Here is a 25,578-nt window from a genome sequence, read left to right as displayed (position 1 = left end):
TCAAATTAAATTGTGCACAATTTAATTGCTGGCAATTAAAAATAAGATCAGATTTTAGATGGAAGGGCGAGATAATGACGACACTCTACAAAACGAAAGCTACCGCTTCTGCAGGACGCAACGGTCAGGTAACCACTGACGACAACATGCTGGATCTTGCACTGAGCTACCCGAAAGAAATGGGCGGCACAGGTGACGCGACGAACCCTGAGCAGCTGTTTGCTGCGGGTTACTCTGCGTGTTTTTCTAACGCTATTCTTCACGTTGCGCGTGAAATGAAAATCACACTCTCTCAAGCACCTGTCACGGCAGAAGTAGGCATCGGCCCAAATGACGCAGGTGGTTTTGCACTGACCGTTGCCTTGGCTGTCACGTTAGATCTCGACGATGAACAAGCGCGGCGAGTAGTGAAAACAGCCCACCAGGTTTGCCCATACTCGAATGCTGTAAAAGGCAACATTGACGTTGCGCTCTCTGTAAACGGTTCGCCGCTATAGCTATCTAATACTAGTTATCTAAGACTCGCTCTCAACGATTAACCCTCAAGGATTGATGAACATGAACACACTATTGCTGACCGCTGGTCGCGTCCTGCTGGCTTTGTACTTTTTGATTCCCGGCATCATGAAGTTTGCCTCGTGGGACATGCATATCCAGTTGATGGAAAAGCATGACATGCCGTTCACCCCTATTTTGTTGGGGCTTGCGGGTGTTTTCCAAATTGGCGCGGCACTTTTGCTGATAGCAAACCGCTTTACTTGGCTGGTAGCGTTATTGCTGGCGGGTCTTGTACTGGTGATCAATGTGTCGTTACATGATTTCTGGAACTACTCAGGTATTGAAGGCGCGCATGAAATGCAGAACTTCGTGAAGAACCTAGGGATTTTCGCTGGCTTATTGGTGTTGTCTGGTCATGCTTTGGCTGAACGCGATAAAAACGCCTAATACGTTCACCGGAATATGGCAGTGGGTGAGTGAACCCGAATGTCGTTAAACAAAGGAAGGGGGAGATGCATTGCTCCTCTTTTCTACTTTCTATTTTTTAATTCTCTTTTCTATCTTTCTGTTTTCCTCTTTTATTTTTCCTCTTCTACTTTTCCTTCTCACTCAAACGTTATGATCGCTTTTCGTTTTTGTCAGTATCAATATCTATCGTTCAACGGCACTAGCATGCGTTTGCTTGTTGAAGCTTGGTCACACAGATAAGGGCGGATAACACACATGAAAAAAATGATGATGATGGGTATTGGCTGGCTTTGCCTGAGCAATCTCGCCTTCGCGGCGAGTTGTCCTGATATTTTGAAAGGTTCGCAACGTAAGTTGAATTCCACGGATACGGTGAACTTGTGTGAGGCGTTTCAGGGCAAAACCCTGTTGGTGGTGAACACGGCAAGCCAGTGCGGGTATACCTCTCAGTTTGACCAACTCGAAACGCTGTATCAGCAATATAAAGATCAAGGCTTCGCGGTGGTTGGCTTTCCGTCGAATGATTTTAATCAAGACCGAGGTGGTGAAGAGGCCAGTGCCAAGGTGTGTTACCTCGATTATGGCGTCACCTTTCCGATGATGGCGAGAAGCAATGTCCGAGGCAGTGGCGCTAACCCGGTATTTGCCGAAATAACGCGTCAGGCCGGTGTCGAGCCGAGATGGAATTTTTACAAATACCTGATCAATCCAAATGGCGATGTGGTGGCAACCTTCCCAAGCTCGGTGTCGCCGCTTTCACCCAACCTGTTGTCTGTGATTAAAAAACAGTTTAGCGACGTTCTGTGAGAGCAAGAAACCGTCTTATGCGGCACACCTCTCGCTAATTTGTTTATTTTTCATTGAGGTAACGCCATGTCGTTTTCTATATTCGTAGAGGGCGAGTAAACGACGAGTGGCAAAATGGGACACAACTTAGACATTCAAAGCATGTTTGTTTTGGTGAAGATGTATGAATTGCGCAATGTGAAGCTTGTCGCCGACGCCTTGGGCAAAACCTCAAGCGCGATCAGTAAGATCCTCTCTAAGTTGAAGGTGCATTTTGAAGATCCCTTGTTTGTTCAAGGTAAGCTGAGTTTTGAACCCACCACGTTTATGGACACCAACCATGCCCATTTCGAGCAGATCTTAGCCACCTTCGATGCGATTCAGCACAGTGAATTCTCGCCGCAAACCTTAAAGCAAGAAATCGTCCTCTATGGGCACACGCTGTTTTGGGATAACTTCGGCGGAAAACTCTACTTGGCACTTCGAGAAGAAGCCCCTTTAGCAAAGATTTCAATGCGTCAGTGGAGTTTAGAAGCGCGTTCTCGCATGGTGGAGGGGGAAAACGCCGTGCTGTTCAGCACCTATGATGAAACACTTCCACAAGTCATTTTACAAAAGCCGTTGTGCGAAGTGTCGCCAACGTTTTATGTAAGACAAGGCCACCCTGCTCACACCTTTGATGAACTCAGCCAATACCCGTTTGTTATTACACGTAACCCCGGCTGGAATGATGTTCGCTACCCATTGCTTGAACGCTTGGCGACGATCGGTTACCAAATAAAGCCGACCGTGGAAGTGGAAAATACCATGGCCATCGAATGCATCGTCAAACACTCCGATCATTACTCGTTCACCATGTCTCGACTGATCCCTGAAAACTGCCGTGGTGTTGCGTTACCCACCTTGTCTGACGTTCGTGTTAACTGCGTCATGAGTTATCACCGCGCTAAGCAAAACGATCCGCAAAAGGAATGGATTCACCGCGTCTGTCAGCGTGTTCTCAATCAATGTGAACAATAAACACTGATGGTATTCCCACGCGCCTGAGCTTTTTCACCCAAGCCGCCTTTCATGTGCTTGGGTGTGCTTTGTTTAATCTTCTCTTATCTTCGCCCCCCTCACCTGCACAGGCAGCGTCTGAGCGTCGCATCTCTCTGTTCACCATCATGTTATGAGACATTAATCGCACCACTTTCCAAAATGGAAACCTCGGGTTTCCTCTACTTGTGATCAAAATCTCATTAATCTTATTCCTGTCGAGAGGGGAAACCCGCTAAACATTCACTGAATAAGGTAACCACATTATGAAAAACATACTCATCATCGCGCTATCACTCTTCTCTGTGTCTGCTTTCGCAACGGGCACTGCAGGTTCTAACAACGGCCTAAACGGCGATTTAATTCAACAAGCAACGGCGGCAGGTCTTTCTGGCGAGCAAGCGACAAAAGGCGTTGTCACGGGTCACATTAGCGTGGGCATGACGGCTGAACAAATGCGCGAAACGGTTCGTTAATTCTAGCGACGCGCACTGATCTGAAAAGCTGAAAAAGTAACAGAGTAAACCCAATCAAAAACAACAATAACGACGAATCAAAAAGGAAAATATTATGAAAAATGTACTCATCATCGCGCTATCACTCTTCTCTGTGTCTGCTTTTGCAACGGGCACGGCAGGATCGAACAATGGCCTAAACGGCGATTTGATTCAGAAGGCAACAGCCGCAGGCCTTTCTGGTGAACAAGCGACAAAAGGTGTTGTCACTGGCCACATCAGTGCTGGCATGACGGCAGAACAAATGCGTGAAACGGTTCGTTAATGTCGAACCACAATGGGCGGGCTGACGCGCTCCCTAAGCAACATGACGATGTTTGAACAAGATGTAGGTTGATAACATGAACATGTATTGGGCTGGAATGCATCATGAGGTGCATTCCTTGTCTTTTTCTTGCGCGCTCTCCCTATTTCCCACTCTGCCCCGCATTTATCTTTCTGTTATTGCAACAATTCACCTATCCTGTTGTGACAAGCTCAAAATTTAAACAGTCGTTTTATGTCTAGATGCCAATCGTCATCTAGGATGCATATAAGCTTACAATTAATAAGGTTATAAGACGATGCTAGACAGACTTGATTACCTTCAAACGCTGTTACCCAGTGAAAAAAAGAACCGCGTTGTCCCTATCTATATGTTTACGACCGACGATGGATTGCCCGTCATTCTTCGCATTAACATGGGCAATGCACGAAGCGATATCCCGGTCGCGTTAGTGGCGTTCGATATTGACCCGACAGCCCCGTCGTTTCGCTGTGAAATCCAATACCCAAGAGAGGGAGTAAAACGCCATCTCTACGGGAGGCTAACAGGCAAACGGTTTGTATTGGGCACCACAAAGATTGAAAACTGGCAAACGCTGGAAGGGATAGTGACGGCACTTCTTGTTGAGCAAGAGGCCGAACCGATTCCTGAGTGAAATACAATATAAACAGCTTGCCTTTACGCTCAGTTATTGAGGGGTTACCACGGCTTAATACACCACATATTTTTGCGTTTTTGTATCCCACTTGAATGAGCGTAACAGGGTTTTTGTTGCATGTTCAATGTCATCTAAAATCAGATGAATGCCTTCATCGTTGATCGCTTTAAGTTTAGATATCTGGTGATAAAAAACAGTCCATGACACGGTAGCATCATCCCAATACACCACATCTTTCCCCTGACTCCCTTCGGTCACAAAGATATATTCTGGTGGCTCTACGTGTTGATTCGTACTGTCTGAATCAACGTGATACCTGGCAATTTCCGCTTCAATCTCGTCCACCAGTTTTTGTTGTCCGGCACCGCAGGCAGAAATGCTAATGAGCACTTCTCCGTTGTACTGGCTCATGTCTTTTAAAATGGGAGAAAGCGCGAGAAACAAACGGTGCCAATTCAGGAAATCGCGACCAAAAGAAATGCCACTCGCGTTGCCGTGTGCCGAAATGTGAATACATAAGGGCACCCTACCATGGTTGGCCGCAGTGTAATTCCCATCAATGGATGAAATGTAATCGAGGTATTTCACCAAGTCCTGCTCACAGAACGCCCTAAGAATGGCGACCTCGTGACCAATGGCTTTGCAAATTTTTTCTAACGCTGTCGCTTCTGAGCGCTCTTGAAGTAGATCCATGGGATCAACACACTCGATGATAAAAAGGCGAATTTTGTCTATCACTGTCATGTCCGTTTATCAGTCAATCGCTGCCTAAAAACTTACCATATTCAATAGGCAAGGAGAGGATGAAGGCTGAACGGTGAGAGGCTTACTAAAAATCCGCTTGTTCACCTTAGCCCTGTGACCTTCCAGCAAACTCCCTCTTTCACGTCACATCTCTAACGCCTCGCTGTATTGAACCTAAGAAAAACGAAAGACTTGATGGACTGTATTAGTTACAACTTCATGTGGACGAGGTATACCTACCTGTGGATTCTCGTGTTTTGATGTGGCCATTCGAACCAAAAAGAAAGCGCTTTCAAAATAGATTTGAAGGGGAATTCTATTTTCGAGTCGCACTGGGATTTTGCGTGAATACCTTTATCAAAAACTGACGAAAAACGGAGTAGCAACATGGAAGTGAGAACGCTCTCTGCAATTTTTATCGCATTGTCTTCAACGATGATGCTGTCCTGCACATCTGACTATGACAGGGAGAGACCTTTGACTCAGAACAACAAAGATTACGGATTATCGTCAACGGCTAAGATCCTGCTTACCAGTGAAGCGGGCGACAAGATGGCGGTAATGACCAATACGTCGTTCACTAACGAGGCTGCAAGCGGCACGCAGATCGTGATCCAACCTGATGTCATTAAACAGACCATTTCAGGGATTGGTACCTCGTTCACGGAATCCTCGGCGTTTGTTCTGGCACACCTTCCTGTCGAAAAGCGCCATGAAGTCATGGACAAACTCTACGCTGACACAGGGGCGAATTTTTCCCTGACGCGTACCCCCATTGGCTCGACCGATTTTTCTGTTGAAGGCAAATTAGGCTACGCCGAAGTGGAAGGTGATAGCACGCTTAAACATTTCACTATCGCTCCTGACAGTGACGGATTTTCAAAGGCAAAATATGCAGGGATTCAGGATGAATCTTTTGACGTATTGCCCATGATCCACGAAGCCATGGCGATCAAAGCGAAACAAGACGATGGCACCTTGAACATCATTGCTTCTGCATGGACTGCGCCGCCTTGGATGAAAGACATCGATACTTGGTTCATCAAAGGAACAAAAGAAAACAACTGGGAAGGCACTGGCGGAAAGCTCAAGCCGGAATATGTCTCGACCTATGCTGATTATCTAGTGAAATACCTTGAGCATTACAAAGAAGCGGGCGTTGATATTTGGGGTTTAACCCCTGTCAATGAACCGCACGGCAACAGCGGCAACTGGGAAAGCATGCATTTCACAGCAGAAACCCAGAATACGTTCATCAAAGAGTTTCTTGGCCCGAAATTAAAAGAGAGCGCGTTCGCTGACACCCGCGTGCTGATCTACGATCAAAACCGTGATCACTTGGAACATTGGACTGACGTGATCTTGGGCGATCCTGACACTGCACCTTATGTATATGGATCAGCGGTTCACTGGTACTCCAGTACAGTCGACGTGTATGAAAAGGTGATGGATCGCGTACACAACAAGTTCCCAGATTTTGCGATCATTCACACCGAAGGCACCATCGATGATCTCGGTAAGCCTGCACCAAACGGGATTTTAGATCCGGTGAAGTTTCAAGAGTCAGGTTGGTTTAACAATGACGAATTCTGGTGGAATGAGAACGCAACGGATTGGGCATACACCGCAACGTGGGCACCCAACCCTGAAAACCATCCAATTTATACGCCGGTTCACCGCTACGCGCGTGACATCATTGTCAGTTTGAATCACTGGATGGCTGGCTGGGTTGATTGGAACGCCGTGCTTGATAGCAATGGTGGCCCTAACCATGCGGGGAACTTCTGCGGCGCGCCGATCATGATCGACGTTGAAAGCGGCGATGTGTATTACACCCCTATTTACGATGTGCTCGCACAATTCAGTAAAACCATTCGTCCTGGCGATAAAGCGGTACAAGCCGATACGCTTTTGGATGGATTGGATAGCGATGCCCTGCACGCCAGCGCATCGATCAACAGCGACAATCTGTTGAGTGTTCAATTGCTGAATACCACGAAACAACCCATCGCCTATGACTTGGTCATCGGTACGCAGCACTCAGCCATCACTATCCCTGCAAACGCCGTCCAAACTGTGCGTGTGCAACTTTAGTGAGAGCACTTATAGTGAACGGTGAGATATGAGCACGCACAAACAGACGAAAATCTAGTTGATTTTTAACCGCTATCAACAATCAGTTGATGGCGGTTTTTGTTTATTTTGAGGGATTGATCCAAACTATTTCAAGCACTAAGAGGACATGACCTTACTCTCACATACTTATTGATAAGTTTGACATATTAGACAATGTTTTCTTGTACACTCAGAAAGAAGGACATAAGTGAATGGCGCGTAAAAAAGCAAGGCAATATCTAAAAAGTGGTAAAATTTTTGCGCTGGCATACATAAATGTACTACTCCGTTCACATATATTTGAAACCAATCGCAGTTTAATCACTGCGAGATGATAAATTTCACAGACTTTCTCTCATGAATGTAAGCGCAATGCCCGATTTTAAGGCGATACTCGATCTACATCCTAACCCTTGTGTCATACACATAAATTTCGTGCCGCAATACGCGAACAATGCGTTTGCGAAATTTAGTGGTATGGCGTGTGCGAAAGATGTGCTCGATCTCGAAAGCATTCGCGTGTTGTTCGAGGAATCTCATTGGCCTGAAGCTCAGCGCCGCTATGAGAATGCTATCCGTACGGGCATTCCCACCCCGCCGCAAGTGATCAACCACACTGATCTCAAAGGCAATCCAATGATTGCTGAAATCACCGACCAAGTGATTGATTGGCATGGCCAAAAAGCCATGTGTACCTTTATCAGCGTGGTAACAGACCAAATTCATCGTGAACGCACACTGCGTGACATGGCGAACCGTGACGATCTAACTAACTTGTATAACCGTCGTTATTTGGTGGATCAGTTTGGTCGACGTTTGACGATCCCTGATCGCGTCCAATACCTTGCCATTGTGGATATCGACCACTTCAAGCGCATTAATGACACCTGGGGACACCCTGTTGGCGATCAGGTGTTGCGTCAGCTTGCTCGCCTTATTACCGAATTTAGCGAAACCGGTGAATGCGCCTCGCGAATGGGCGGTGAAGAATTTGCTTTGCTTTTGTGGGTGAAAGATCGAGACGAAGCACACGCGCGCTTAGAGTTTCTGCGTAATAGCATCGAGGAATTGGTGGTGCGCGTCAGCCACTCAAACCGTCAGCCGTTGTCGATTCGCAGCACGGTATCCATAGGTACTACCGCTTTGCTGGCGAATGAAGATTTTCTCTCCGCAAGCCTACGTGCTGATGAAGCGCTGTACATGGCGAAAAAGGCCGGAAGAAACTTAGTGATCGATAACGACACGAAAACAAAAGTGCCGCGTTCTTAATCTTCTCTACGCTTGCAGTGATTGACTCAAATCGATGAAGAGTTAATCACTTTTTGGGTTACATCCTTTACACAAGGTGTTGGATGTCACTCGAGATAATCACTATTCAAATCCTCAAGAATCCAGTGATAACAACCGTCTAATCACCGTTAACCTCGCCGTTCTTGTGGGGAAATCCCCTCTGTTCCCGACTCTTTGCTTAATCGTTGCCAATTAGTGATCTACCCAAACTTATGTGGTAAATTTACAGCCCCTGAACCGAGGCACGATGTTGTATCGTTTAGGTGGAAAATGAAATGAAGATGGGAATATCTTTTTTTCCATTGCCTGCGATCAAATTTCCGCCACATAAAGCATGTATACTTGTGCCCGCCTTCATGGATGAGTTGTGTTGTCCAAGCGAATTAGCGGTTTTCGCTCGTTTGGACAACGCAATTAAATTGTCATGAACCTGTATTAACGCTGTAAGAGCTCTGTGCAATCCTGCCGCTCAACATGTTTCGCTTGTTGTTTTATTACAAACATCAAGCAGATGAAAACTGTCATTACAGCGACATTTTATCCCTTGGGTAACGTTCGACCGGAGAGAACCCTACATGAAAAAGACCAAGATCGTTTGTACGATTGGACCAAAAACTGAATCCGTTGAGATGCTGACCAAGCTTGCTGATGCAGGCATGAACGTTATGCGTCTGAACTTCTCACACGGTGACTTTGCTGAGCACGGCACGCGTATCGCGAACCTGCGTCAAGTAATGGACAACACCAGCAAGCAACTTGCTATCCTTCTGGATACCAAAGGTCCTGAAATCCGCACTATCAAACTAGAAGGCGGCAACGACGTTTCTCTGGTTGCAGGTCAAACGTTCACTTTCACCACTGACGTAACTGTTGTTGGTAACGTTGAGCGTGTAGCGGTGACTTACCCTGGTCTTGCAGAAGATCTTAAAGCAGGCAACATCATCCTTGTTGACGATGGTCTGATTGAAATGGAAGTTGTAGAAACCACTGCAACTGACGTTATCTGTAAAGTTCTAAACAACGGTGACCTAGGCGAAAACAAAGGTGTTAACCTTCCTGGCGTTTCTGTAAACCTTCCTGCACTGTCTGAAAAAGACAAAAACGACCTAGTATTCGGTTGTGAGCAGCGCGTTGATTTCGTTGCAGCATCTTTCATCCGTAAAGCATCTGACGTTAAAGAAATCCGTGAGATCCTAGCGGCGAACGGCGGCGAAAGCATCCAAATCATCTCGAAGATCGAAAACCAAGAAGGTGTAGATAACTTCGACGAGATCCTTGAGCTGTCTGACGGCATCATGGTTGCTCGTGGTGACCTAGGTGTTGAAATCCCTGCAGAAGAAGTTATCTTCGCGCAGAAGATGATGATCGAGAAATGTAACCGTGCACGTAAAGTTGTAATCACTGCAACTCAAATGCTGGATTCAATGATCAAGAACCCACGTCCAACTCGCGCAGAAGCGGGTGACGTTGCGAACGCAATCATGGATGGCACCGATGCAGTCATGCTTTCTGGTGAAACTGCGAAGGGTAAATACCCAGTTGAAGCAGTAACCATCATGGCACAAATTGCTAACCGTACTGACGGCGCAATGAAAGCTGAAATGGGTTCACGTCTAGACAGCGATCGCCTACGCATTACCGAAGCGGTATGTAAAGGTGCGGTAGACACTGCTGAGAAGCTAGGTGCTCCACTGATCGTTGTTGCTACTGAAGCGGGTAAGTCTGCACGTTCAGTACGTAAATACTTCCCAACTGCAAACATCATCGCAGTCACCACTAACGAGAAAACTGCAGCGCAACTATGCCTATCTAAAGGCGTAACGACCGTTGTTGTTGACCAATTCTCAAGCACTGACGAATTCTACCGTCGCGGTAAAGAAATCGCGCTAGAGTCTGGTCTTGGTGCTAAAGGCGACATCGTTGTTATGGTTTCTGGCGCACTTGTAACGTCAGGCACTACTAACACGTCTTCTGTACACGTTCTGTAATAGACGTTTACTGAAGTAAAAAAAAGGAGCCGATTGGCTCCTTTTTTTATGCCCGCGAAAGAGTAGGAAGTGCAGGAAGTGCAGGAAGTGCAGGAAGATTCTGGTCCTCTTCATCTGAGATGCAAGTACGTTTTTAAATTTGTCTCTCCTTAAAAAAGCCAGCCCTTTCTCGCTCTCTGCTCCTTCTGCTCTCTCTGCTCCTTCTGCTCTCTCTGCTCTTCCTGCTCCTTCTCGCCCCTCGAAACTGCTCTTCCTGCTTTTCTGCTCCAAAAAAAACCGACAGCGTTTCCGCCATCGGTTTTTCTTGTTCAAGCTGCTTGTCGTATCAAGCAGTGACGATACGCTTACTGACGTAAGGCACGTTCACCACGAGCAATACCCACAACACCGCTTCGTGCGACTTCAATGATGTCTGTGACGTCTTTCATCGCAGAGATGAAGGCATCAATCTTTTCACTCGTGCCCGCTAACTGAACGGTATACAGCGAGTTGGTGACATCGACGATCTGTCCACGGAAGATATCAGCAGTACGCTTCACCTCTGCACGTGCAAAACCAGACGCCTTCACTTTGACCATCGCCAGCTCACGTTCAATGTGGTCTGACTCCGACACATTGCTGACTTTCAATACGTCGATCAGCTTATGAAGGTGCTTTTCAATTTGCTCACGCTCAGAATCTCTTACCACGGTCGTGGTGATATTAAGGCGAGACAGCGTTGGATCATCTGTCGGCGATACCGTCAGTGATTCGATGTTATAACCGCGCTGAGAAAACAAACCCACAACACGGGACAATGCGCCTGGTTCGTTCTCCATTAAAACCGATAAAATACTGCGCATTATGTTCTCTCCGTCTTACTCAACCACATTTCGTTCATCGCACCGCCTCGAACCAGCATTGGATATACATGCTCGGTTTCATCAACGCTGATATCAAAGAAGACCAATTTGTCTTTCATCGCCAAACCACGTGCCAGCTCACTTTCAAGCTCAGCAGGGTCATTGATGCGAATGCCCACGTGACCATAGGCTTCTGCAATCGCAGCGAAATCAGGCACTGAATCCATGTACGATTGTGAGTGACGACCTTGATAAATCATGTCTTGCCACTGCTTCACCATACCGAGGAAACGGTTATTGAGGTTGATAATTTTAACGGGAATGTCGTATTGCAATGCGGTCGACAGCTCCTGAATGTTCATCTGGATACTGCCATCACCGGTGACACAAATCACTTCAGCATCCGGCAGTGCGAATTTCACCCCCATGGCTGCTGGTAAGCCGAAGCCCATGGTGCCAAGGCCACCGGAGTTGATCCAGCGACGTGGCTTGTCAAACGGGTAATACAGCGCTGCAAACATCTGGTGCTGACCCACATCGGATGCCACGTAGGCATCACCATTAGTCAGCTTGTAGACGGCTTCAACAGCCTGTTGCGGTTTAATACGCTCGTTATTGGTTTCGTACGACAGGCACTTGCGATCACGCCACACGTTGATGTTGCTCCACCATGCTTCAAGCGCTGCAGCATCGTTCGTGCCACCTTGCTCAACAAGGATCTTCAGCATGGTGTTAAGTACTGCGTCTGCAGAGCCAACGATCGGGATGTCCACCGAGACGGTTTTCGAAATACTGGATGGATCAATGTCGATATGCATGATCTTGGCATTCGGACAGTATTTTTCGACGTTATTGGTGGTTCGGTCATCAAAACGCACACCGATACCAAAGATAAGGTCGGAATTGTGCATTGTCATGTTGGCTTCGTACGTGCCGTGCATGCCAAGCATACCCAGCGATTTGTCACCCGTACTCGGATAAGCGCCTAAGCCCATCAATGTACTGATAACAGGAATATTTAAGGTGTCTGCCAGCGTTTTAATTTGCTCGCCACACTCAGAGATGATGGCACCACCACCCACATAAAGTACCGGTTTCTTCGCCTCAAGCAGGGCTTTTAAGCCACGCTTGATTTGTCCTTTGTGACCCGTGGTTGTTGGGTTATAAGAACGCATAGATATGCTATCTGGGTACTCATACGGGAAAAGATTGGCTGGATTCAGCATGTCTTTTGGCAGGTCAACAACCACAGGACCTGGACGGCCTGTCGATGCGAGATAAAAGGCTTTTTTGATGATTTTCGGAATGTCTTCCGCGTTTTTCACTAAATAGCTGTGTTTGACGATAGGACGTGAAACACCCACCATGTCACATTCTTGGAATGCATCGTTACCAATCAGGTTACTCATCACCTGACCAGACAGCACCACCATAGGAACGGAATCATAATACGCGGTAGCAATACCTGTAATGGCGTTGGTTGCGCCTGGCCCTGATGTCACCAGTACCACGCCCACTTCGCCGGTCGCACGGGCATAACCATCTGCCATGTGAACCGCTGCTTGCTCATGACGAACGAGCACGTGCTCGATATCACTTTTCTCATGCAGTGCATCATAGATATCCAACACTGAACCGCCCGGATACCCAAATATATGTTTTACGCCCTGATCGATCATTGAACGAACGACCATGTCGGCTCCTGATAACATTTCCACTATATGCCTCCATGTATGCATAGTATTAGGACTTATTTGTAGCCTAGTGATGGATGCCAACGTGACGTCTTAACTGCTGCCATCCATGCCAGCTATGCCTTTGATTCCGGTCGTAACAAGAATCAAAACAGCACTGCTTGAATCCTCTAATAAAACTCGCCCAAAAGCGGTGTTTTGAGGCCATCCAAGCAACCCCAACTTTAACGCTTTGTTAGCAAATCTGTCTATTGGATAACCAATATTTACATGAAAACTCTATCTGATTACGTTTTCGTCACCAAAGACTCTACAAAGCCCCGCCAGTGCAGAATCAAAAACTACAAAAGAAAAGCTAAGCGAGATTTACTGTTTATCAGAAGTGAAAATACAGCGTACTGAAAGGGCTTTTTTTGCTGTGTTGGGACGAAAATCTGGCTAGATTGGGAGGAAAGTGAAATTTCTAGATTTGGATATCATCTTTGAGACACATAAGAAACCTCACAAACAGCCTGCTGATATCACTTCATGCCACGCGTTAATTTATGTTTCATCAAACCCAAAACATAAAAAAACGCAGAGGTAAAAACCTCTGCGTTCTGTTGTGTACGTTGCTGAAATCAGCGTCGTAATATCGGTCAAGAATGCTTCTTATACATTGATTCAATTTGCTTTTTATAGCGTTCCAGAATCACTTTACGGCGTAATTTCAGCGTTGGCGTTAGCTCGCCATGCGCCATGGAGAACTCGCTCGGCAACAAGGTGAATTTTTTCACTTGTTCAAATTTCGCTAACTCTTTTTGTAGCTCGGCAATGCGCGCTTCAAACATCTCGACCACGTCACTGTGTTTTATCAATTCCATACGGTCGTGATATTTGATGTTTAGCTCTTTCGCCCAACCTTCCAACGATTCGAAGCAAGGCACTACCAAGGCAGACACGAAGTGGCGTGCATCTGCAACCACGGCAATTTGCTCAATGAAGTGATCTTTACCTAGCTTACCTTCGATAACCTGTGGTGCGATGTATTTACCGCCAGAGGTTTTCATCAGTTCTTTAATACGGTCGGTAATGAACAGGTTACCTGCTGCATCAATGTGTCCCGCATCGCCAGTTTTTAGGAAGCCGTCTTCGGTGAAGGTTTCTTCCGTTTCTTTTGGCTTGTTGAAATAGCCGCGCATTACCATTGGGCCACGCACAAGAATTTCGTTATTTTGACCAATCTTTACCTGTGCACTTGGCATCGCAAGACCGATTGAATCTGGGTCGAACGTTGCGCTGTCCCAGCACGATACGGTCGCGGTGGTTTCGGTCATACCGTAACCCAGTTTGACGTTAATACCGATGGCATGGAAGAAACGGCCAATTGCAGGCTCAAGTTTCGCACCGCCACACGGCATCATTTTAATCTGGCCACCCAGTAATTGACGCAGTTTGCTCAATACCAGTTTGTCCGCCATTTTGTAGCTTGCTTGAAGCATGGCTGATGGCTTTTTGCCTTGCTGTAAGGTTTCAGACATCTTGTTGCCGATCGCCACTGCGGCGCGGAACATGCCTTTTTTTACAGGACTCGCCGACGCCACTTTCTCGTGTACGGCGCTGTAAATTTTCTCGTAGAAACGTGGAACCGCACACATGACGGTAGGCTTCACTTCTTGCAGCGCTTCACGCACCGCATGGGTGTTCGATAAGTAACAGTTGGTCGCACCGTTGTGCAGTACAAACAGCGTCCAGCAGCGTTCAAACACGTGTGACAGTGGCAAAAACGCCAATGACACTTCGTTTTCGCTAATAGAAAGCACTTGATCGTGACTTTCAAGCTGCGCGGCAAAGTTTGCGTAATCCAACATTACGCCCTTTGGCTCGCCCGTGGTGCCAGAGGTGTAAATTAAGGTCGTTAGATCATCCATTGACGCATCAGAAATGCGAGTCTGCATTTCCTGCTCAACATTGTCATTGCCCAAGGCGATGAACGCTTTCCAGTTCATTCCCATTGGGTGACCTGCAAAATCAACGTTCTCGTTGAAGCTAATGATGTGCTCAAGCGCAGGGCATTGTTCTGCAATCGACATTGCCGCGTCAGCATGGGTTTGGTCGCCCACAAACAAAATACGCGCGCCTGCATCTTTTAGGATGTAAGCGGTTTGGCCTGGGGTGTTTGTCGGGTAAATAGGCACAGGTACACAACGGATTTGTAGTGCACCCATATCTGCAATGGTCCACTCTGCACAGTTATTCGCAAAGATACCCACTCTGTCCTGAACCGCTAGCCCTGATACAAGCAGAGCACGGGAGATCGCATCAATATCTACGCCAAACTGACGCCAGCTAATGTCGCCCCAGCCCTTTTCGGTCTGGAAACGGAGTGCGGTCTTTTCACCTTGAGCGATAACTTGCTCACGGATACGGTTCACGATATGAAACTTCAGCGCCATTCAATTCTCTCTCAGCACATCAATCGCCCCAAGAATGCAAAGTGGGGGTTCGCTTAAAATGAGCTTACAAGTGTTAGCTCAAACTTTCAGGCAGTGTAATGCTTCACCTCGTAAATACAAGCAAAAGCCGCTTAATAATGCCTAAAAAGCGAACGATTGTTCTGCTGAACAGCGTTCATTTCAGAGTACACCTGTTCTCTCAAATCATGGAAAAGTGTAACAATCTATATCTGTAAAAAACGCCAGATACAAAAAAAGCCAGCGTGTGCTGGCTTTTTAATACGTGCGTAAACGTTACGCTAAAGAGTTGCCACAAATCGACAACAATTGGTCACGCATCCAGAGGTGGCCTTTGTCTTTTTCAGCAGATGCATGCCAGCTTAAGTAACCGCTGATGCGATTATTGTCTTGTGGCAGCGGCAACATTTTAAGGTTATCGCGATGGTGACCGGTTTCGATCATCCAACGTGGTGCGACCGCAATCAATTCTGATTGGCTCACAACGTAAAGAATGTTGCTCAAGCTTACGCCTTGGTAAGCTTCGCGGTAACGACCGTCGCGGTATAACGCTTCGGCATACCCTTGCATCTCACCGTTACGCTTCAACACAGCGTGAGATTCACTTTGCAGCTCTTTCGAGGTAATCGTACCGCCCAAGCGAGGGTGGGATTGGTTTGCCACCACCACCAGCTCATCATTGAACATTTCAGTACTGCTGAAGCCCGCTTCGCCAAAGTGCATGTAATCAATCACGAAGTCGATTTCTTGATAACGCAGCTTACGCGCCACATCACGATCAAATTCAGTTTCAACTTGCACTTGCACGTTCGGCGCAATTGCGCTGATGGTGTTCAAGATTTGTGGTGCAAAACGCATGTCTGACGGGCTGCAAATGGCCAGCTTGAAGGTGCGTACACTTGTCTCAGGTAAAAATACGGACGTCGGCAATTCGTTTTTGATCAATTGAATCGCTTGGCGAATAGGACCGAACAGTTGGCGTGCACGTTGTGTTGGTTTGATACCACGGCCATTTCGCACGAAAAGTTCATCGTTAAACATCACTTTAAGACGTGATACCGCGTTACTTACCGCTGGCTGTGACATACCTAAATTTTGTGCTGCGCGAGTAATGTTTTGCTCTTGCATCACAGCGTCAAACACAGTGATGAGATTCAGATCCACACTACGCAGTGTTGTATCTGTACGGTTGTCCGAAGTGTTTACCAACTCTTTTTGTGTCATATCTAAACCTTGAGGAGTAGCAAAGTGTAAAACGTTCTATCCGTTCGTTTGCGTGCAACTTCTTGCCGAAGAAGTTGTGTTCAATGTCGCGGCAAGACAGTGCTTCAAATAAACGTCAATCACTCGTTACCTTGATGAACGTGCAGTATAAATTCGCAAACTGAACAACAGTTGACCAAGACTCCAATTTAGTAACATACGTTGATGATACGACCCCAGTAAATCGTTATAAAACCTTGTGTATATGACCCACTAAAAAACCTAAAAACACCCACACAAAAACATTCAATAACAAATGGTTAGATCTAAAAAATGAGCCATAATGACATGTTGCACATCTATTCGTTTAATCAATATTGCCGTGCTTTTTTATTTGCAATCGCAGACAGTTGCAGACTGAACATGGCGCGTTTTCGTTGCTGACTTGGCCAAAAATCTGACAATAAATCGGTGACATGTTCAGGAAAGATGACTTGAGACCAAAGGTGTTCTCTAAGTGCGGGCAATGTTTCCATATCACCTTCAGCAAGCCATTTTGCTAACGCGCTCGCCACATCGGGATACACGACGTTACTGCTGTCTGTTTTCGTTAGCCATCGGCGAATCACATCAATATCCAAGGTATTCATCGCACTGGCTAAGCCAAGCATATCCAAGGTGGCAACGTTACTTTGCTGCTCGAACTGCCCGCTTAGCGGCTTTAATAGTAATTTTTTACCCAGTGACAACACTTCTGACGGCAGTTCAAAACCACCATTAGCAATCACACCATCACACTGCATCAATGCCTCATGAAATTCGTATTTACTCAATGGCCGAACATCCACGTTACCTTGTCGGTTTGCCGATTTGCACTCAGGGTGGAAACAGATAAAGGAGTGGGAGAAATGTTGCAGCGTAGCAACCACGTTCTCTAATTTTTCAAACGGTAAATACGTCAAAATCGGGCCTGAATGGGACGATTCGACATCAGGTAAGTCAATGATCGGCGGTAGGATCGGCTGATTGAAGTGATACCAGTGCAAACCGATTTTACGCTCTGTTGGCGCGAAATGGCGCATGACAAACTTATCGAACAGACCTTGCCCGTAGATTGGCACATCGTAGGTAAATGCAGACTGATGACTGATCGACAAAGACGGCACGCCTTGGCGTTTTGCAGCATGGGCGGAAACCGGCTCAAAATCAGAGATCACGAGATCGTAGGCCGACACATCAAGTTGTCGCACATCGAGCAAAAACTGCCAGACGTTGTTGCTCTGTGCCGTTTTGAGCAAATCCACTTTTCCCTCATGGCTTACAAAGGTCAGCCCACGCCTGGCGAGGTAATCACCAAACACCGCCATGTCGAAGTAATTCGCTTCAGGCCGACCTGAAAACAAATACTGCACCTTCACATTGGGGATTTTTGCAAACGCGGCTGCCATCGCACGCGCACGAGATATATGTCCATTACCCGTGCCTTGAACACCATAAAGGATCTTCATTTATTCACTCTCTTTTGTTGCATTCAAAGTGGAAACGAAAAGGTCAGCGCGTAACTCGCCACCCCAATACCGAGTGCTGCACCAGCCAATACATCAGTAATGAAGTGCACACCTAACAACACACGCGACAAACCGATCGCTGCCGCCCAACTCCAATAAAGTGTTTCCATCTCAGGGTAGAAATGGCTCAGCAGCATCGCCATAAGAAAGGCTGCTGCGGTGTGCCCAGAGGGCATGCTGTAGAGATCAGAAGGGGTAACAAAGGCAGGCAGGTGCGTGGGTCTCGCTCGGCGAAAACAACGCTTCAAAGAGATATAGATGGGTAACTCGATGGCAAACGCCAACAACCCACAGAGTAAAAAGGTAAGGCCGTTCTCGCCGCCACTGCAGGCGAGTAAGAGACCAATCGCGAGATAGAAATGTCCATCCCCACTCTTTGAGACCCAACGCGATACGCGGGCCACTGATGGGCTGAATCGGTGACTTAAACATAGGGTTGATACTGCCTGATCAACCCGTTGAATCGTGCCAAGACTTCGCATGCATCAACTCCACATTTATTGATGTTACAAAGTCAGCGTAGAAGGGAGGAATGACAGTCCTGTGACGCTTTGCAGACGTCTTGATGAAATTTAAGATCGAGAGACGAGGTGCGAGAATAGAGAAAAGAGAAAAGAGAAAAGAGAAAAGAGAAAAGAGAAAAAAGCCTAGCTCTTATCTCTATTCTCGAAACTCGAGACTCAAATCTCGCCTCTCGCCCCTCTAACCTCACCCAGGCTTTCTAAACCAAGCGCGCGTGTCGTTTCACTTTGCCGAAATCCGCCAAGATCGCGTAAGCGGCGGGGATCATAAACAGCACGAGCATGGTAGAGGCGAAAATACCGAACACGATGGAAATCACCAACGGTTTAACCACTTGGGCTTGGAGGCTGGTTTCCAACATCAGCGGTAACAGACCAGCTGCAGTAGTCAGCGAGGTTAAGAACACGGCGCGGAAACGTTCCTGACTGGCACGAACCACCGCATCGTAAATGTCTTCGCCTTCATCAAGGTGATGGCGAATGTATTGCACCAGCAAGATGGAATCATTGACCACGATGCCCGCGAGCGACACAAAACCGAGCATGCTTGGCATACTCAATGGGTGACCAAGGATCCAATGCCCCCAGATCACGCCGATCAGCGCCAGTGGGATCGCCAGCAAAACAACAAATGGCTCTAAGTAGCTGCGGAATTGGTAGCTCAAAATCACGAAGATCCCGAACAGCCCCATCGCAAACCCTACTGCCATCGATTGCTGCGTTTCTGCCGTGTCTTGGCTTTGCCCCTCAAACAGCACTCTCAGCCCTGGGTACTGCTTTTCAAGTTCAGGCACTACATCCACTTTTAACTGTGCAAGTACATCGCCAATGCTGACCTGACTTTGTATGACATCGCCATACACACTCAATGTGCGCAGGCCATCAATGCGTTGAATGCGCACATAGTTACGTTGATAGTTCAGTTCAGCCACGGTCGATAGTGGCACTTGGCTACCATCCCCCAGCACTATCGGGAAATTCGCCAGGCCTTGCAGGCTACTCGCATCTCCTTTATCCAGTCTGACATCAATTTCGATGCTTTCTGGGCCAACCTGAATTTCATCGGCGGTTTGTCCGAAATACGCAGAGCGAAGCTGTCGCGCGATCATTTGGCCATTAATGCCAAAGGCTTCTGCGCCAGGACGCAATGTAATTTTGACTTCTTCTTTGCCGGGGCGCATGTCATCAAGCACGCCGGACACGCCTTCAAACTGGGCGATGAATTGCTGGATCTCAACAGACGCTTGCTTCAGTTCATCCAAGTTGTCGTGTTGCAATCGAATATCGAAGTCTCGTCCACCCGGCCCCATGGCTGGCTGTTTGATCACCAAGGAAATCGGCTCGGTCAACACGCCAATGTCTTGTTCCCACGCAATGGCAAAGTCATCAATCAAGGTGTTTCGAATTTCAGCACTCAGCAAATCCAATCGCACGGTCGCGATATGCGGCCCACTTTCGTCCGCATCGGCATTGGCATTAAATTGCTGCGTAATGTGCGAAATCAAAGGCTCACTCTCGCCGTTGTCTTCACTCATACTATCGCCAACGCGCACCGCGGAGGCCACTAAGGAGTCGACCACCTTTTCGGTCTGCGACAGTGACGAGCCCGGCGGCAAAATGATGCGCGCTTCCACGATGTCGCCATCCAGCTCAGGGAAACCCACAAACCGGACAGAACCTGACGCAAGAAGCGCAAACGAGATCAACAACATCGCCATCACGCCACCAACGAAGGCATACCGCCATTCAACAACACGTGTGACTAACGTGGCGAGCGTGCCGGCACGAAAGCGTTCAAATGCCGCCAAGAAGCGACGCTTAAACGCCAAATCGGGTTTTGGATTGCCAGCATTGGATAACGAATGCTGAAGGTGATGCGGCAATATCAGGAAGGCTTCTACCAAGCTCAAGGTCAGCACCAAGATAAGCACCATGGGCACGACGCGAAGCACGGCCCCCATCTCCCCTTGAAGGAAGATCAAGCTACCGAAAATACATACGGTGGTGAGGTAGGAAGAAACCACCCCGGGCATCACTTTCTTCACGCCATTGACCACGGCATCTTCAAGCTTCTGTCCCCGATCGATGTGTGCGGCGATGGATTCCGATATCACAATGGCATCATCCATCATGATACCGATGGCCATCAACAGCCCCACCAGCGACATGATGTTTATCGATAAGCCCAACTGCGCCATCAAGAAGAAACCGCCCAAGAAAGCCACGGGTAAACCCGCTGCAACCCAGAAGGAGTATCTGAATGAGAAAAACATCCACATGACACCGAACACCAACAGTACGCCCTGCCAGGCATTGCGTACCATCATGGTGAGGCGATCCCAAAGCAGTGACGAAAAATCATTGGTGAGGTTTAAGGTGACGCCGTTTGGTGCAATGGCTTGCTGATCGTTAACAAACTGCTCGACCCGCGCTTTGATCCGCAGGGCATCGTCGGCTTTGTTTTTGCTGATTTTGAGCAGCGCAGACGGTTTTCCATCAAACCACACTTGTTGCTCATCTAACTCAAAGCGTTCAGTCAGCGTGGCGATGTCCTGCAATCGGATCACACCACCTTGGCTATCTGCCGCCACCACCACGCGCCCTAAGGTGCCCGCGGTAATGCGCCTTTCATCAAAACGAATCAGCAAGCTTTTGTCAGCAAGTTCAACGTTCCCACTCGGCAAGTTGATGTTTTGGGCGCTGATTTGCTCAGCAATGTCTGACACGCTCAAACCAAGCTGACGCACGGCACTTTCTTTTACTTCTACGCGGATTTGACGATCAGAAAAGCCTGCGACGCTGACCAAGGGCACGTCATAGTCTTGCTTTAAAGTCTGTTTGAGTGACTCTGCGTAGGCTTTTAATCCCACCCAGTCGGTGTCTGCAGCAATCGCGACATCCACAACAGGTTCATTCCAATCAAGCTCACGGACAACTGGCGGTTCAATGTCGCTAGGGAAATTGTTCACGGCATTGATCTGCGTTTGAATGTCCACCAGCATGCGAGAAATATCGGCGGTTTTATCGAGTTTCACCACCAAAGAGGCTGAACCTTCTAGGGCTTCACAGCGTGTTTCTTCGATATTCGACAGACCATCAACGGCTTCTTCCATCAGCAAGCAAATGTTTTGTTCTACTTGCTCAGGGCTCGCGCCGGGATAAACGACATTGGCGAGAATAAAGGGTGGAGCAAACTCGGGGAAGGTTTCGCGCTTGAGCTTAGGCAATGAGGTTAAGCCAATTAAGATCAACGCAAGCATCAGCAGATTGGCCGCGGTGGGATGCCGCGCGAAATAGCGGATCATGATGCGTCCTCATTCGCTGCGTTTTCGCTTTCGGCACTGTCATTGGTAGCTTGATCATCGTCAGCGACCACGCGCTCCCCATCAAGCGTAAAGGTGCGTAAAGCCATGCCCGGCACAGCAGGCAGCAGATCGTTCACTACCAATTGCTGACCGTCTTTGAGATCACCCGCGATCGCGACCAAATCGTCGTGACGGAATAACACATCGACAGGCTCAACGGTCAGCACGCCTTCTTCCATCAAATACACCTTGTCGCCACGCAGCGCTTGCTCTGGGATCACCCAATGCGCCACCGGCTGCCCTTCGATCGTGGCTTGAACAAACATGCCATTCACTAACGAGGGCAGTGCGGCCAATGGGTTTGGCGTTGCAACATCGGATTGTGACGATGAAAGGTTAAGAGGAATTTCGAGGATCACGCCGACCGTTGCCTGGTTCAAGTTCACCGTATCACTCAATCGTGCCACGTTGGCTGACCATGTTTGATTGAAGCTACCACTGGACAGGGCAACATTGGCGGTCAATCTCGCCAAGTGCCCATTCGCTGCGGATTGCGCGTCACTTTGATTGCCACTTTGGCTTTGGCTTGAAGCCGCATTGAGAGAATCAAACAGAGTTTGCATGTCATGAATCGACACTTGTGCATCAACTTCTACGGCTTCCAACCCGTGCGCTACCAACATGATTTGCTGCGGCGTGACAAACTGATCTTTTTCTATGTTCACTTCAGCAATGCGGCTGTTAACAGGCAACACGACATGGGTTTTTTCCAGATCGCGCTCCGCTTGCGTGAGTGCCAATTGGCTTGCATCCAACTCTGCTTCGGTAATCAGGCGCTCGTCGGGCAGCACTTTCAGTTGGCTTTCTAAATCTTGTACGCGGGTTTGTTGCGACAAGTACGCTTGCTGTTCGGTGTCTAAATCCGATTGCGATGTAAGGCCTTTTTGGCGAAGATTTTTCTTTCGTGTTAACTCGTCTTTGCTCAAGGCTAAACGACGTTTTTCAATGTTCAGCGTGGTTTTTAGGTTGCTACTGTCCAAATCCAACTTGGCTAATCGCGCTTGTTTGGCGCTCACATCGGCCTGCGCTTGGGCGACGGCGAGTTGATAATCGGTCGGATCGATGCGAAGCAACTCGGTGCCCGCAGGCAAAATGCTGCCTTTTTCTAGTGCAGGGTTACGGTAAATCACCTTGCCATTCACTTCCGCAATGGCTTGCCAGGTGAGTTTTGGCGTCACCCGCCCAAACCCAGTCACCACAGGAGAAATGGTTTGCTGCGACAAGGTGAGAACGTCAACCGGTCGCGCTTTTGATTGCGCAGGTTTCACAGGAATGTCTGGGCGGGTTTTAATCGCCACCACCAACACCAGAATGCCAATCGCAAGAACAGGGAAGAAAAGCAGCTTTCGGCGCAGTGTCATCGTGGGAGACCTCCATATCTAACAAGGTGTTTTATGCCGTTGAACGCATAACCGCTCATGCTTTAGGCACGAAAAGTGTATTTAATGACAAATACTACGTTGGAACATCCACCTTTTCTCTCAATTTACAAAACATTGCATTCCTAGATAATCAAATTGTGACAAGCCGAACTGAACAATGCTCCTGATACTTCACGACATCACGTTCACTTCTTTGTAAGTCATGCGCTCTTCTTTGTTAGTCATAGCAGCTACATACCGTTAATCCGCTTTCAGTGCTGAGAAAGTTCAACATTCGCCCAAAACTCTAGTTAGTGAATAAAACCAACTCTCAACACAAAAAGCAGTGTTTTGCACCACAGTTAACACAATGAATAACGCTTTCTTGTTATTTTCTAATTTAATATTGACGTAATAGTAAACAGTTTGGTATTTGTTTGTGCAGAGCCTTTTAGAGAACTGTAAAAATGATGAAACGCATTTTCCTCCTAGACCTACTCCTTCTCGTGAATTTTTCGCGCGGGTAGTCATGGACTGAAAATAGCATTCACCAAGACTTACGAAACCCGCGCCGAGAGCGCGGGTTTTTTCGTTTGGCCTGCAGCGGTGCGGAGTATTAACCCAAAAACGGGCAAGAGAGGGAACGACCATGAAAGACCGAGTCATCATATTTGACACCACCTTACGTGACGGCGAACAAGCGCTGTCTGCCAGCCTTACTGTGAAAGAGAAGCTGCAGATTGCACTCGCACTCGAGCGTTTGGGTGTGGACGTGATTGAAGCGGGTTTTCCGGTTTCAAGCCCAGGTGATTTTGAATCTGTTCAAACCATCGCGAAAACCGTCAAGAACAGCCGCATTTGTGGTTTGTCTCGCGCCGTCAATAAAGACATTGATGTTGCCGCTGAGTCATTGAAGGTGGCAGAAGCTTTCCGTATCCATACCTTCCTGTCGACATCGACCATTCACGTTCAAGACAAATTACGCCGCAGCTACGACCAAGTGGTTGAAATGGGTGTTAACGCAGTGAAGCGTGCGCGTCGTTATACCGATGACGTGGAATTCTCGTGTGAAGATGCTGGCCGAACGCCCATCGATAACTTGTGCCGCATGGTTGAAGAAGCCATTAAAGCGGGCGCAACCACGGTGAATATCCCTGACACTGTAGGCTACACCGTACCGGGTGAGTTTGGCGGTATCATCGAAACCCTGTTCAACCGTGTTCCTAACATCGATAAAGCCGTGATTTCGGTTCACTGTCACGATGACTTAGGTATGTCAGTTGCTAACTCCATTGCAGCCGTGCAAGCCGGTGCGCGTCAAATCGAAGGCACCATTAACGGTATTGGTGAGCGTGCGGGTAACTGTGCGCTGGAAGAAATTGCCATGATCATCAAAACCCGCAGCGAGTTGCTGGGTGTGGATACTGGCATTAATCATTCCGAAATCAGCCGCACCAGCAAAATGGTCAGCCAGCTTTGCAACATGCCAATTCAATCGAACAAAGCGATTGTGGGCACGAATGCATTCAGCCACAGCTCTGGTATTCACCAAGATGGCATGATCAAAAACAAGAACACCTATGAAATCATGACACCCCAGTCGATAGGTCTTGGTCAAAAAGCCTTGAACCTAACCAGCCGCTCTGGCCGTGCTGCGGTGAAGAACCACATGGACACCATGGGCTACAGCGACACAGATTATGATTTGGACAGCCTGTACCAATCATTTTTGAAGTTGGCCGACCGAAAAGGCCAAGTTTTCGATTATGACTTGGAAGCCTTGATGTTCTTCAATAACCTGCAAGAAGAAGATGACTTCTATAAGTTGAAGTACCTAAGCGTACAAAGCGGCAGTGTGAAAGCGACCGCCACCATCAGCTTGCAGTGTGGCGATGAAGAAGTCAGTGATGCCGCCATTGGTAATGGCCCCGTTGATTCTTTGTATCAAGCCATTTACCGCATAACAGGTTATGACATCGTGCTGGACAAATTCGACCTAACCGCAAAAGGCGAAGGGGAAGATGGTCTGGGTCAAGCTGACATCATCGCAAACTACAAAGGCCGCAAGTACCACGGTACTGGCGTGTCGACAGATATCATTGAAGCGTCGGGACAAGCGTTGCTACACGTCATCAACAGCATTTATCGCGCTAACCGCATCGCTCAAATCAAAGAACAAGCAACGTTAAAAACGGAGACAGTGTAA

General features: G+C 47.7%; 20 protein-coding genes. 11 read left to right on the top strand and 9 right to left on the bottom strand.

Annotation, left to right across the window (positions count from 1 at the left end):
* Positions 1–74 precede the first annotated feature (74 nt).
* The 7 genes from ohr to BCT27_RS19055 all read left to right on the top strand — a co-directional run bounded on the left by ohr (position 75) and on the right by BCT27_RS19055 (position 4,225).
* Positions 75–497 (top strand): organic hydroperoxide reductase Ohr, encoded by a 423-nt coding sequence (gene ohr, locus BCT27_RS19085; RefSeq protein WP_102396492.1) that lies wholly within the window; start codon positions 75–77, stop codon positions 495–497.
* A 61-nt stretch (positions 498–558) separates the two neighbouring features.
* Entirely contained in the window at positions 559–945 is a 387-nt protein-coding gene (locus BCT27_RS19080; protein WP_102316259.1) for a DoxX family protein, read from the top strand.
* A gap of 276 nt (positions 946–1,221) precedes the next feature.
* Positions 1,222–1,773, top strand: coding sequence for a glutathione peroxidase (locus BCT27_RS19075; protein WP_102316260.1), 552 nt, complete (start codon positions 1,222–1,224; stop codon positions 1,771–1,773).
* Positions 1,774–1,887: 114 nt separating this feature from the next.
* A complete protein-coding gene (locus BCT27_RS19070; RefSeq protein ID WP_102316261.1) occupies positions 1,888–2,772 on the top strand; it encodes a LysR family transcriptional regulator in 885 nt (294 codons plus the stop codon).
* A 284-nt stretch (positions 2,773–3,056) separates the two neighbouring features.
* Positions 3,057–3,266 (top strand): hypothetical protein, encoded by a 210-nt coding sequence (locus BCT27_RS19065; protein ID WP_102316262.1) that lies wholly within the window; start codon positions 3,057–3,059, stop codon positions 3,264–3,266.
* A gap of 94 nt (positions 3,267–3,360) precedes the next feature.
* Entirely contained in the window at positions 3,361–3,570 is a 210-nt protein-coding gene (locus tag BCT27_RS19060; RefSeq protein WP_017011274.1) for a hypothetical protein, read from the top strand.
* A gap of 298 nt (positions 3,571–3,868) precedes the next feature.
* Entirely contained in the window at positions 3,869–4,225 is a 357-nt protein-coding gene (locus BCT27_RS19055; RefSeq protein WP_102316263.1) for a hypothetical protein, read from the top strand.
* Between the two features lie 54 nt (positions 4,226–4,279).
* On the opposite strand, the gene BCT27_RS19050 is transcribed toward BCT27_RS19055, so the two are convergent.
* Complete coding sequence (locus BCT27_RS19050; RefSeq protein ID WP_241905097.1) at positions 4,280–4,972, bottom strand: hypothetical protein; 693 nt, start codon at positions 4,970–4,972, stop codon at positions 4,280–4,282.
* Between the two features lie 387 nt (positions 4,973–5,359).
* On the opposite strand from BCT27_RS19050, the gene BCT27_RS19045 reads away from it, so the two are divergent.
* The 3 genes from BCT27_RS19045 to pykF all read left to right on the top strand — a co-directional run bounded on the left by BCT27_RS19045 (position 5,360) and on the right by pykF (position 10,365).
* Positions 5,360–7,066: a glycoside hydrolase family 30 protein gene (locus BCT27_RS19045; RefSeq protein ID WP_102316264.1), complete on the top strand. Its 1,707-nt coding sequence runs from the start codon at positions 5,360–5,362 to the stop codon at positions 7,064–7,066.
* Positions 7,067–7,459: 393 nt separating this feature from the next.
* The gene (locus tag BCT27_RS19040; RefSeq protein ID WP_102316265.1) at positions 7,460–8,356 is read left to right on the top strand and encodes a GGDEF domain-containing protein; all 897 of its coding nucleotides are present in this window, start codon (positions 7,460–7,462) and stop codon (positions 8,354–8,356) included.
* Positions 8,357–8,952: 596 nt separating this feature from the next.
* Positions 8,953–10,365, top strand: a complete 1,413-nt coding sequence (pykF, locus tag BCT27_RS19035; RefSeq protein WP_102316266.1) for a pyruvate kinase PykF — start codon at positions 8,953–8,955, stop codon at positions 10,363–10,365.
* Between the two features lie 344 nt (positions 10,366–10,709).
* Here pykF and ilvN read toward each other — a convergent pair whose 3' ends face one another.
* From ilvN to BCT27_RS18995, 8 genes are all read right to left on the bottom strand, one after another.
* Entirely contained in the window at positions 10,710–11,207 is a 498-nt protein-coding gene (ilvN, locus tag BCT27_RS19030; protein ID WP_017011283.1) for an acetolactate synthase small subunit, read from the bottom strand.
* On the bottom strand, positions 11,207–12,925 hold the full coding sequence (locus BCT27_RS19025) for an acetolactate synthase 3 large subunit (RefSeq protein WP_102316267.1): 1,719 nt from the start codon (positions 12,923–12,925) through the stop codon (positions 11,207–11,209). Before BCT27_RS19025 ends, ilvN begins: the two co-directional genes overlap by 1 nt.
* A 614-nt stretch (positions 12,926–13,539) precedes the next feature.
* Positions 13,540–15,336, bottom strand: a complete 1,797-nt coding sequence (locus BCT27_RS19020) for an AMP-dependent synthetase/ligase (RefSeq protein ID WP_102316268.1) — start codon at positions 15,334–15,336, stop codon at positions 13,540–13,542.
* Positions 15,337–15,630: 294 nt separating this feature from the next.
* The gene (gene leuO, locus BCT27_RS19015; protein ID WP_017011286.1) at positions 15,631–16,578 is read right to left on the bottom strand and encodes a transcriptional regulator LeuO; all 948 of its coding nucleotides are present in this window, start codon (positions 16,576–16,578) and stop codon (positions 15,631–15,633) included.
* 350 nt (positions 16,579–16,928) lie between these two features.
* Complete coding sequence (locus BCT27_RS19010; protein WP_102396491.1) at positions 16,929–18,065, bottom strand: MJ1255/VC2487 family glycosyltransferase; 1,137 nt, start codon at positions 18,063–18,065, stop codon at positions 16,929–16,931.
* Positions 18,066–18,088: 23 nt separating this feature from the next.
* Positions 18,089–18,607 (bottom strand): phosphatase PAP2 family protein, encoded by a 519-nt coding sequence (locus BCT27_RS19005; protein ID WP_017011288.1) that lies wholly within the window; start codon positions 18,605–18,607, stop codon positions 18,089–18,091.
* Positions 18,608–18,846: 239 nt separating this feature from the next.
* A complete protein-coding gene (locus tag BCT27_RS19000; RefSeq protein ID WP_102316272.1) occupies positions 18,847–21,951 on the bottom strand; it encodes an efflux RND transporter permease subunit in 3,105 nt (1,034 codons plus the stop codon).
* Positions 21,948–23,372, bottom strand: coding sequence for an efflux RND transporter periplasmic adaptor subunit (locus BCT27_RS18995; protein WP_102396490.1), 1,425 nt, complete (start codon positions 23,370–23,372; stop codon positions 21,948–21,950). Before BCT27_RS18995 ends, BCT27_RS19000 begins: the two co-directional genes overlap by 4 nt.
* A gap of 649 nt (positions 23,373–24,021) precedes the next feature.
* Here BCT27_RS18995 and leuA point away from each other — a divergent pair.
* Complete coding sequence (gene leuA / locus BCT27_RS18990) at positions 24,022–25,578, top strand: 2-isopropylmalate synthase (RefSeq protein WP_017010456.1); 1,557 nt, start codon at positions 24,022–24,024, stop codon at positions 25,576–25,578.

This window comes from Enterovibrio norvegicus (genome assembly GCF_002876705.1).
In the GTDB taxonomy this organism is placed as follows: Bacteria; Pseudomonadota; Gammaproteobacteria; order Enterobacterales; family Vibrionaceae; genus Enterovibrio; species Enterovibrio norvegicus_B.
Note: the sequence above shows the minus strand (reverse complement) of the source record. Positions and strands in the feature narration are given on the sequence as shown.

Coding starts and splice junctions, on each gene's coding strand:
- BCT27_RS19050 (WP_241905097.1), bottom strand. CDS start 4,972: ATGACAGTGATAGACAAAATTCGCCTTTTTATCATCGAGTGTGTTGAT.
- BCT27_RS19010 (WP_102396491.1), bottom strand. CDS start 18,065: ATGAAGATCCTTTATGGTGTTCAAGGCACGGGTAATGGACATATATCT.
- leuA (WP_017010456.1), top strand. CDS start 24,022: ATGAAAGACCGAGTCATCATATTTGACACCACCTTACGTGACGGCGAA.
- BCT27_RS18995 (WP_102396490.1), bottom strand. CDS start 23,372: ATGACACTGCGCCGAAAGCTGCTTTTCTTCCCTGTTCTTGCGATTGGC.
- BCT27_RS19070 (WP_102316261.1), top strand. CDS start 1,888: ATGGGACACAACTTAGACATTCAAAGCATGTTTGTTTTGGTGAAGATG.
- leuO (WP_017011286.1), bottom strand. CDS start 16,578: ATGACACAAAAAGAGTTGGTAAACACTTCGGACAACCGTACAGATACA.
- pykF (WP_102316266.1), top strand. CDS start 8,953: ATGAAAAAGACCAAGATCGTTTGTACGATTGGACCAAAAACTGAATCC.
- BCT27_RS19040 (WP_102316265.1), top strand. CDS start 7,460: ATGCCCGATTTTAAGGCGATACTCGATCTACATCCTAACCCTTGTGTC.
- BCT27_RS19020 (WP_102316268.1), bottom strand. CDS start 15,336: ATGGCGCTGAAGTTTCATATCGTGAACCGTATCCGTGAGCAAGTTATC.
- BCT27_RS19045 (WP_102316264.1), top strand. CDS start 5,360: ATGGAAGTGAGAACGCTCTCTGCAATTTTTATCGCATTGTCTTCAACG.
- BCT27_RS19080 (WP_102316259.1), top strand. CDS start 559: ATGAACACACTATTGCTGACCGCTGGTCGCGTCCTGCTGGCTTTGTAC.
- BCT27_RS19075 (WP_102316260.1), top strand. CDS start 1,222: ATGAAAAAAATGATGATGATGGGTATTGGCTGGCTTTGCCTGAGCAAT.
- BCT27_RS19000 (WP_102316272.1), bottom strand. CDS start 21,951: ATGATCCGCTATTTCGCGCGGCATCCCACCGCGGCCAATCTGCTGATG.
- BCT27_RS19055 (WP_102316263.1), top strand. CDS start 3,869: ATGCTAGACAGACTTGATTACCTTCAAACGCTGTTACCCAGTGAAAAA.
- ohr (WP_102396492.1), top strand. CDS start 75: ATGACGACACTCTACAAAACGAAAGCTACCGCTTCTGCAGGACGCAAC.
- BCT27_RS19065 (WP_102316262.1), top strand. CDS start 3,057: ATGAAAAACATACTCATCATCGCGCTATCACTCTTCTCTGTGTCTGCT.
- BCT27_RS19005 (WP_017011288.1), bottom strand. CDS start 18,607: ATGCGAAGTCTTGGCACGATTCAACGGGTTGATCAGGCAGTATCAACC.
- BCT27_RS19060 (WP_017011274.1), top strand. CDS start 3,361: ATGAAAAATGTACTCATCATCGCGCTATCACTCTTCTCTGTGTCTGCT.
- ilvN (WP_017011283.1), bottom strand. CDS start 11,207: ATGCGCAGTATTTTATCGGTTTTAATGGAGAACGAACCAGGCGCATTG.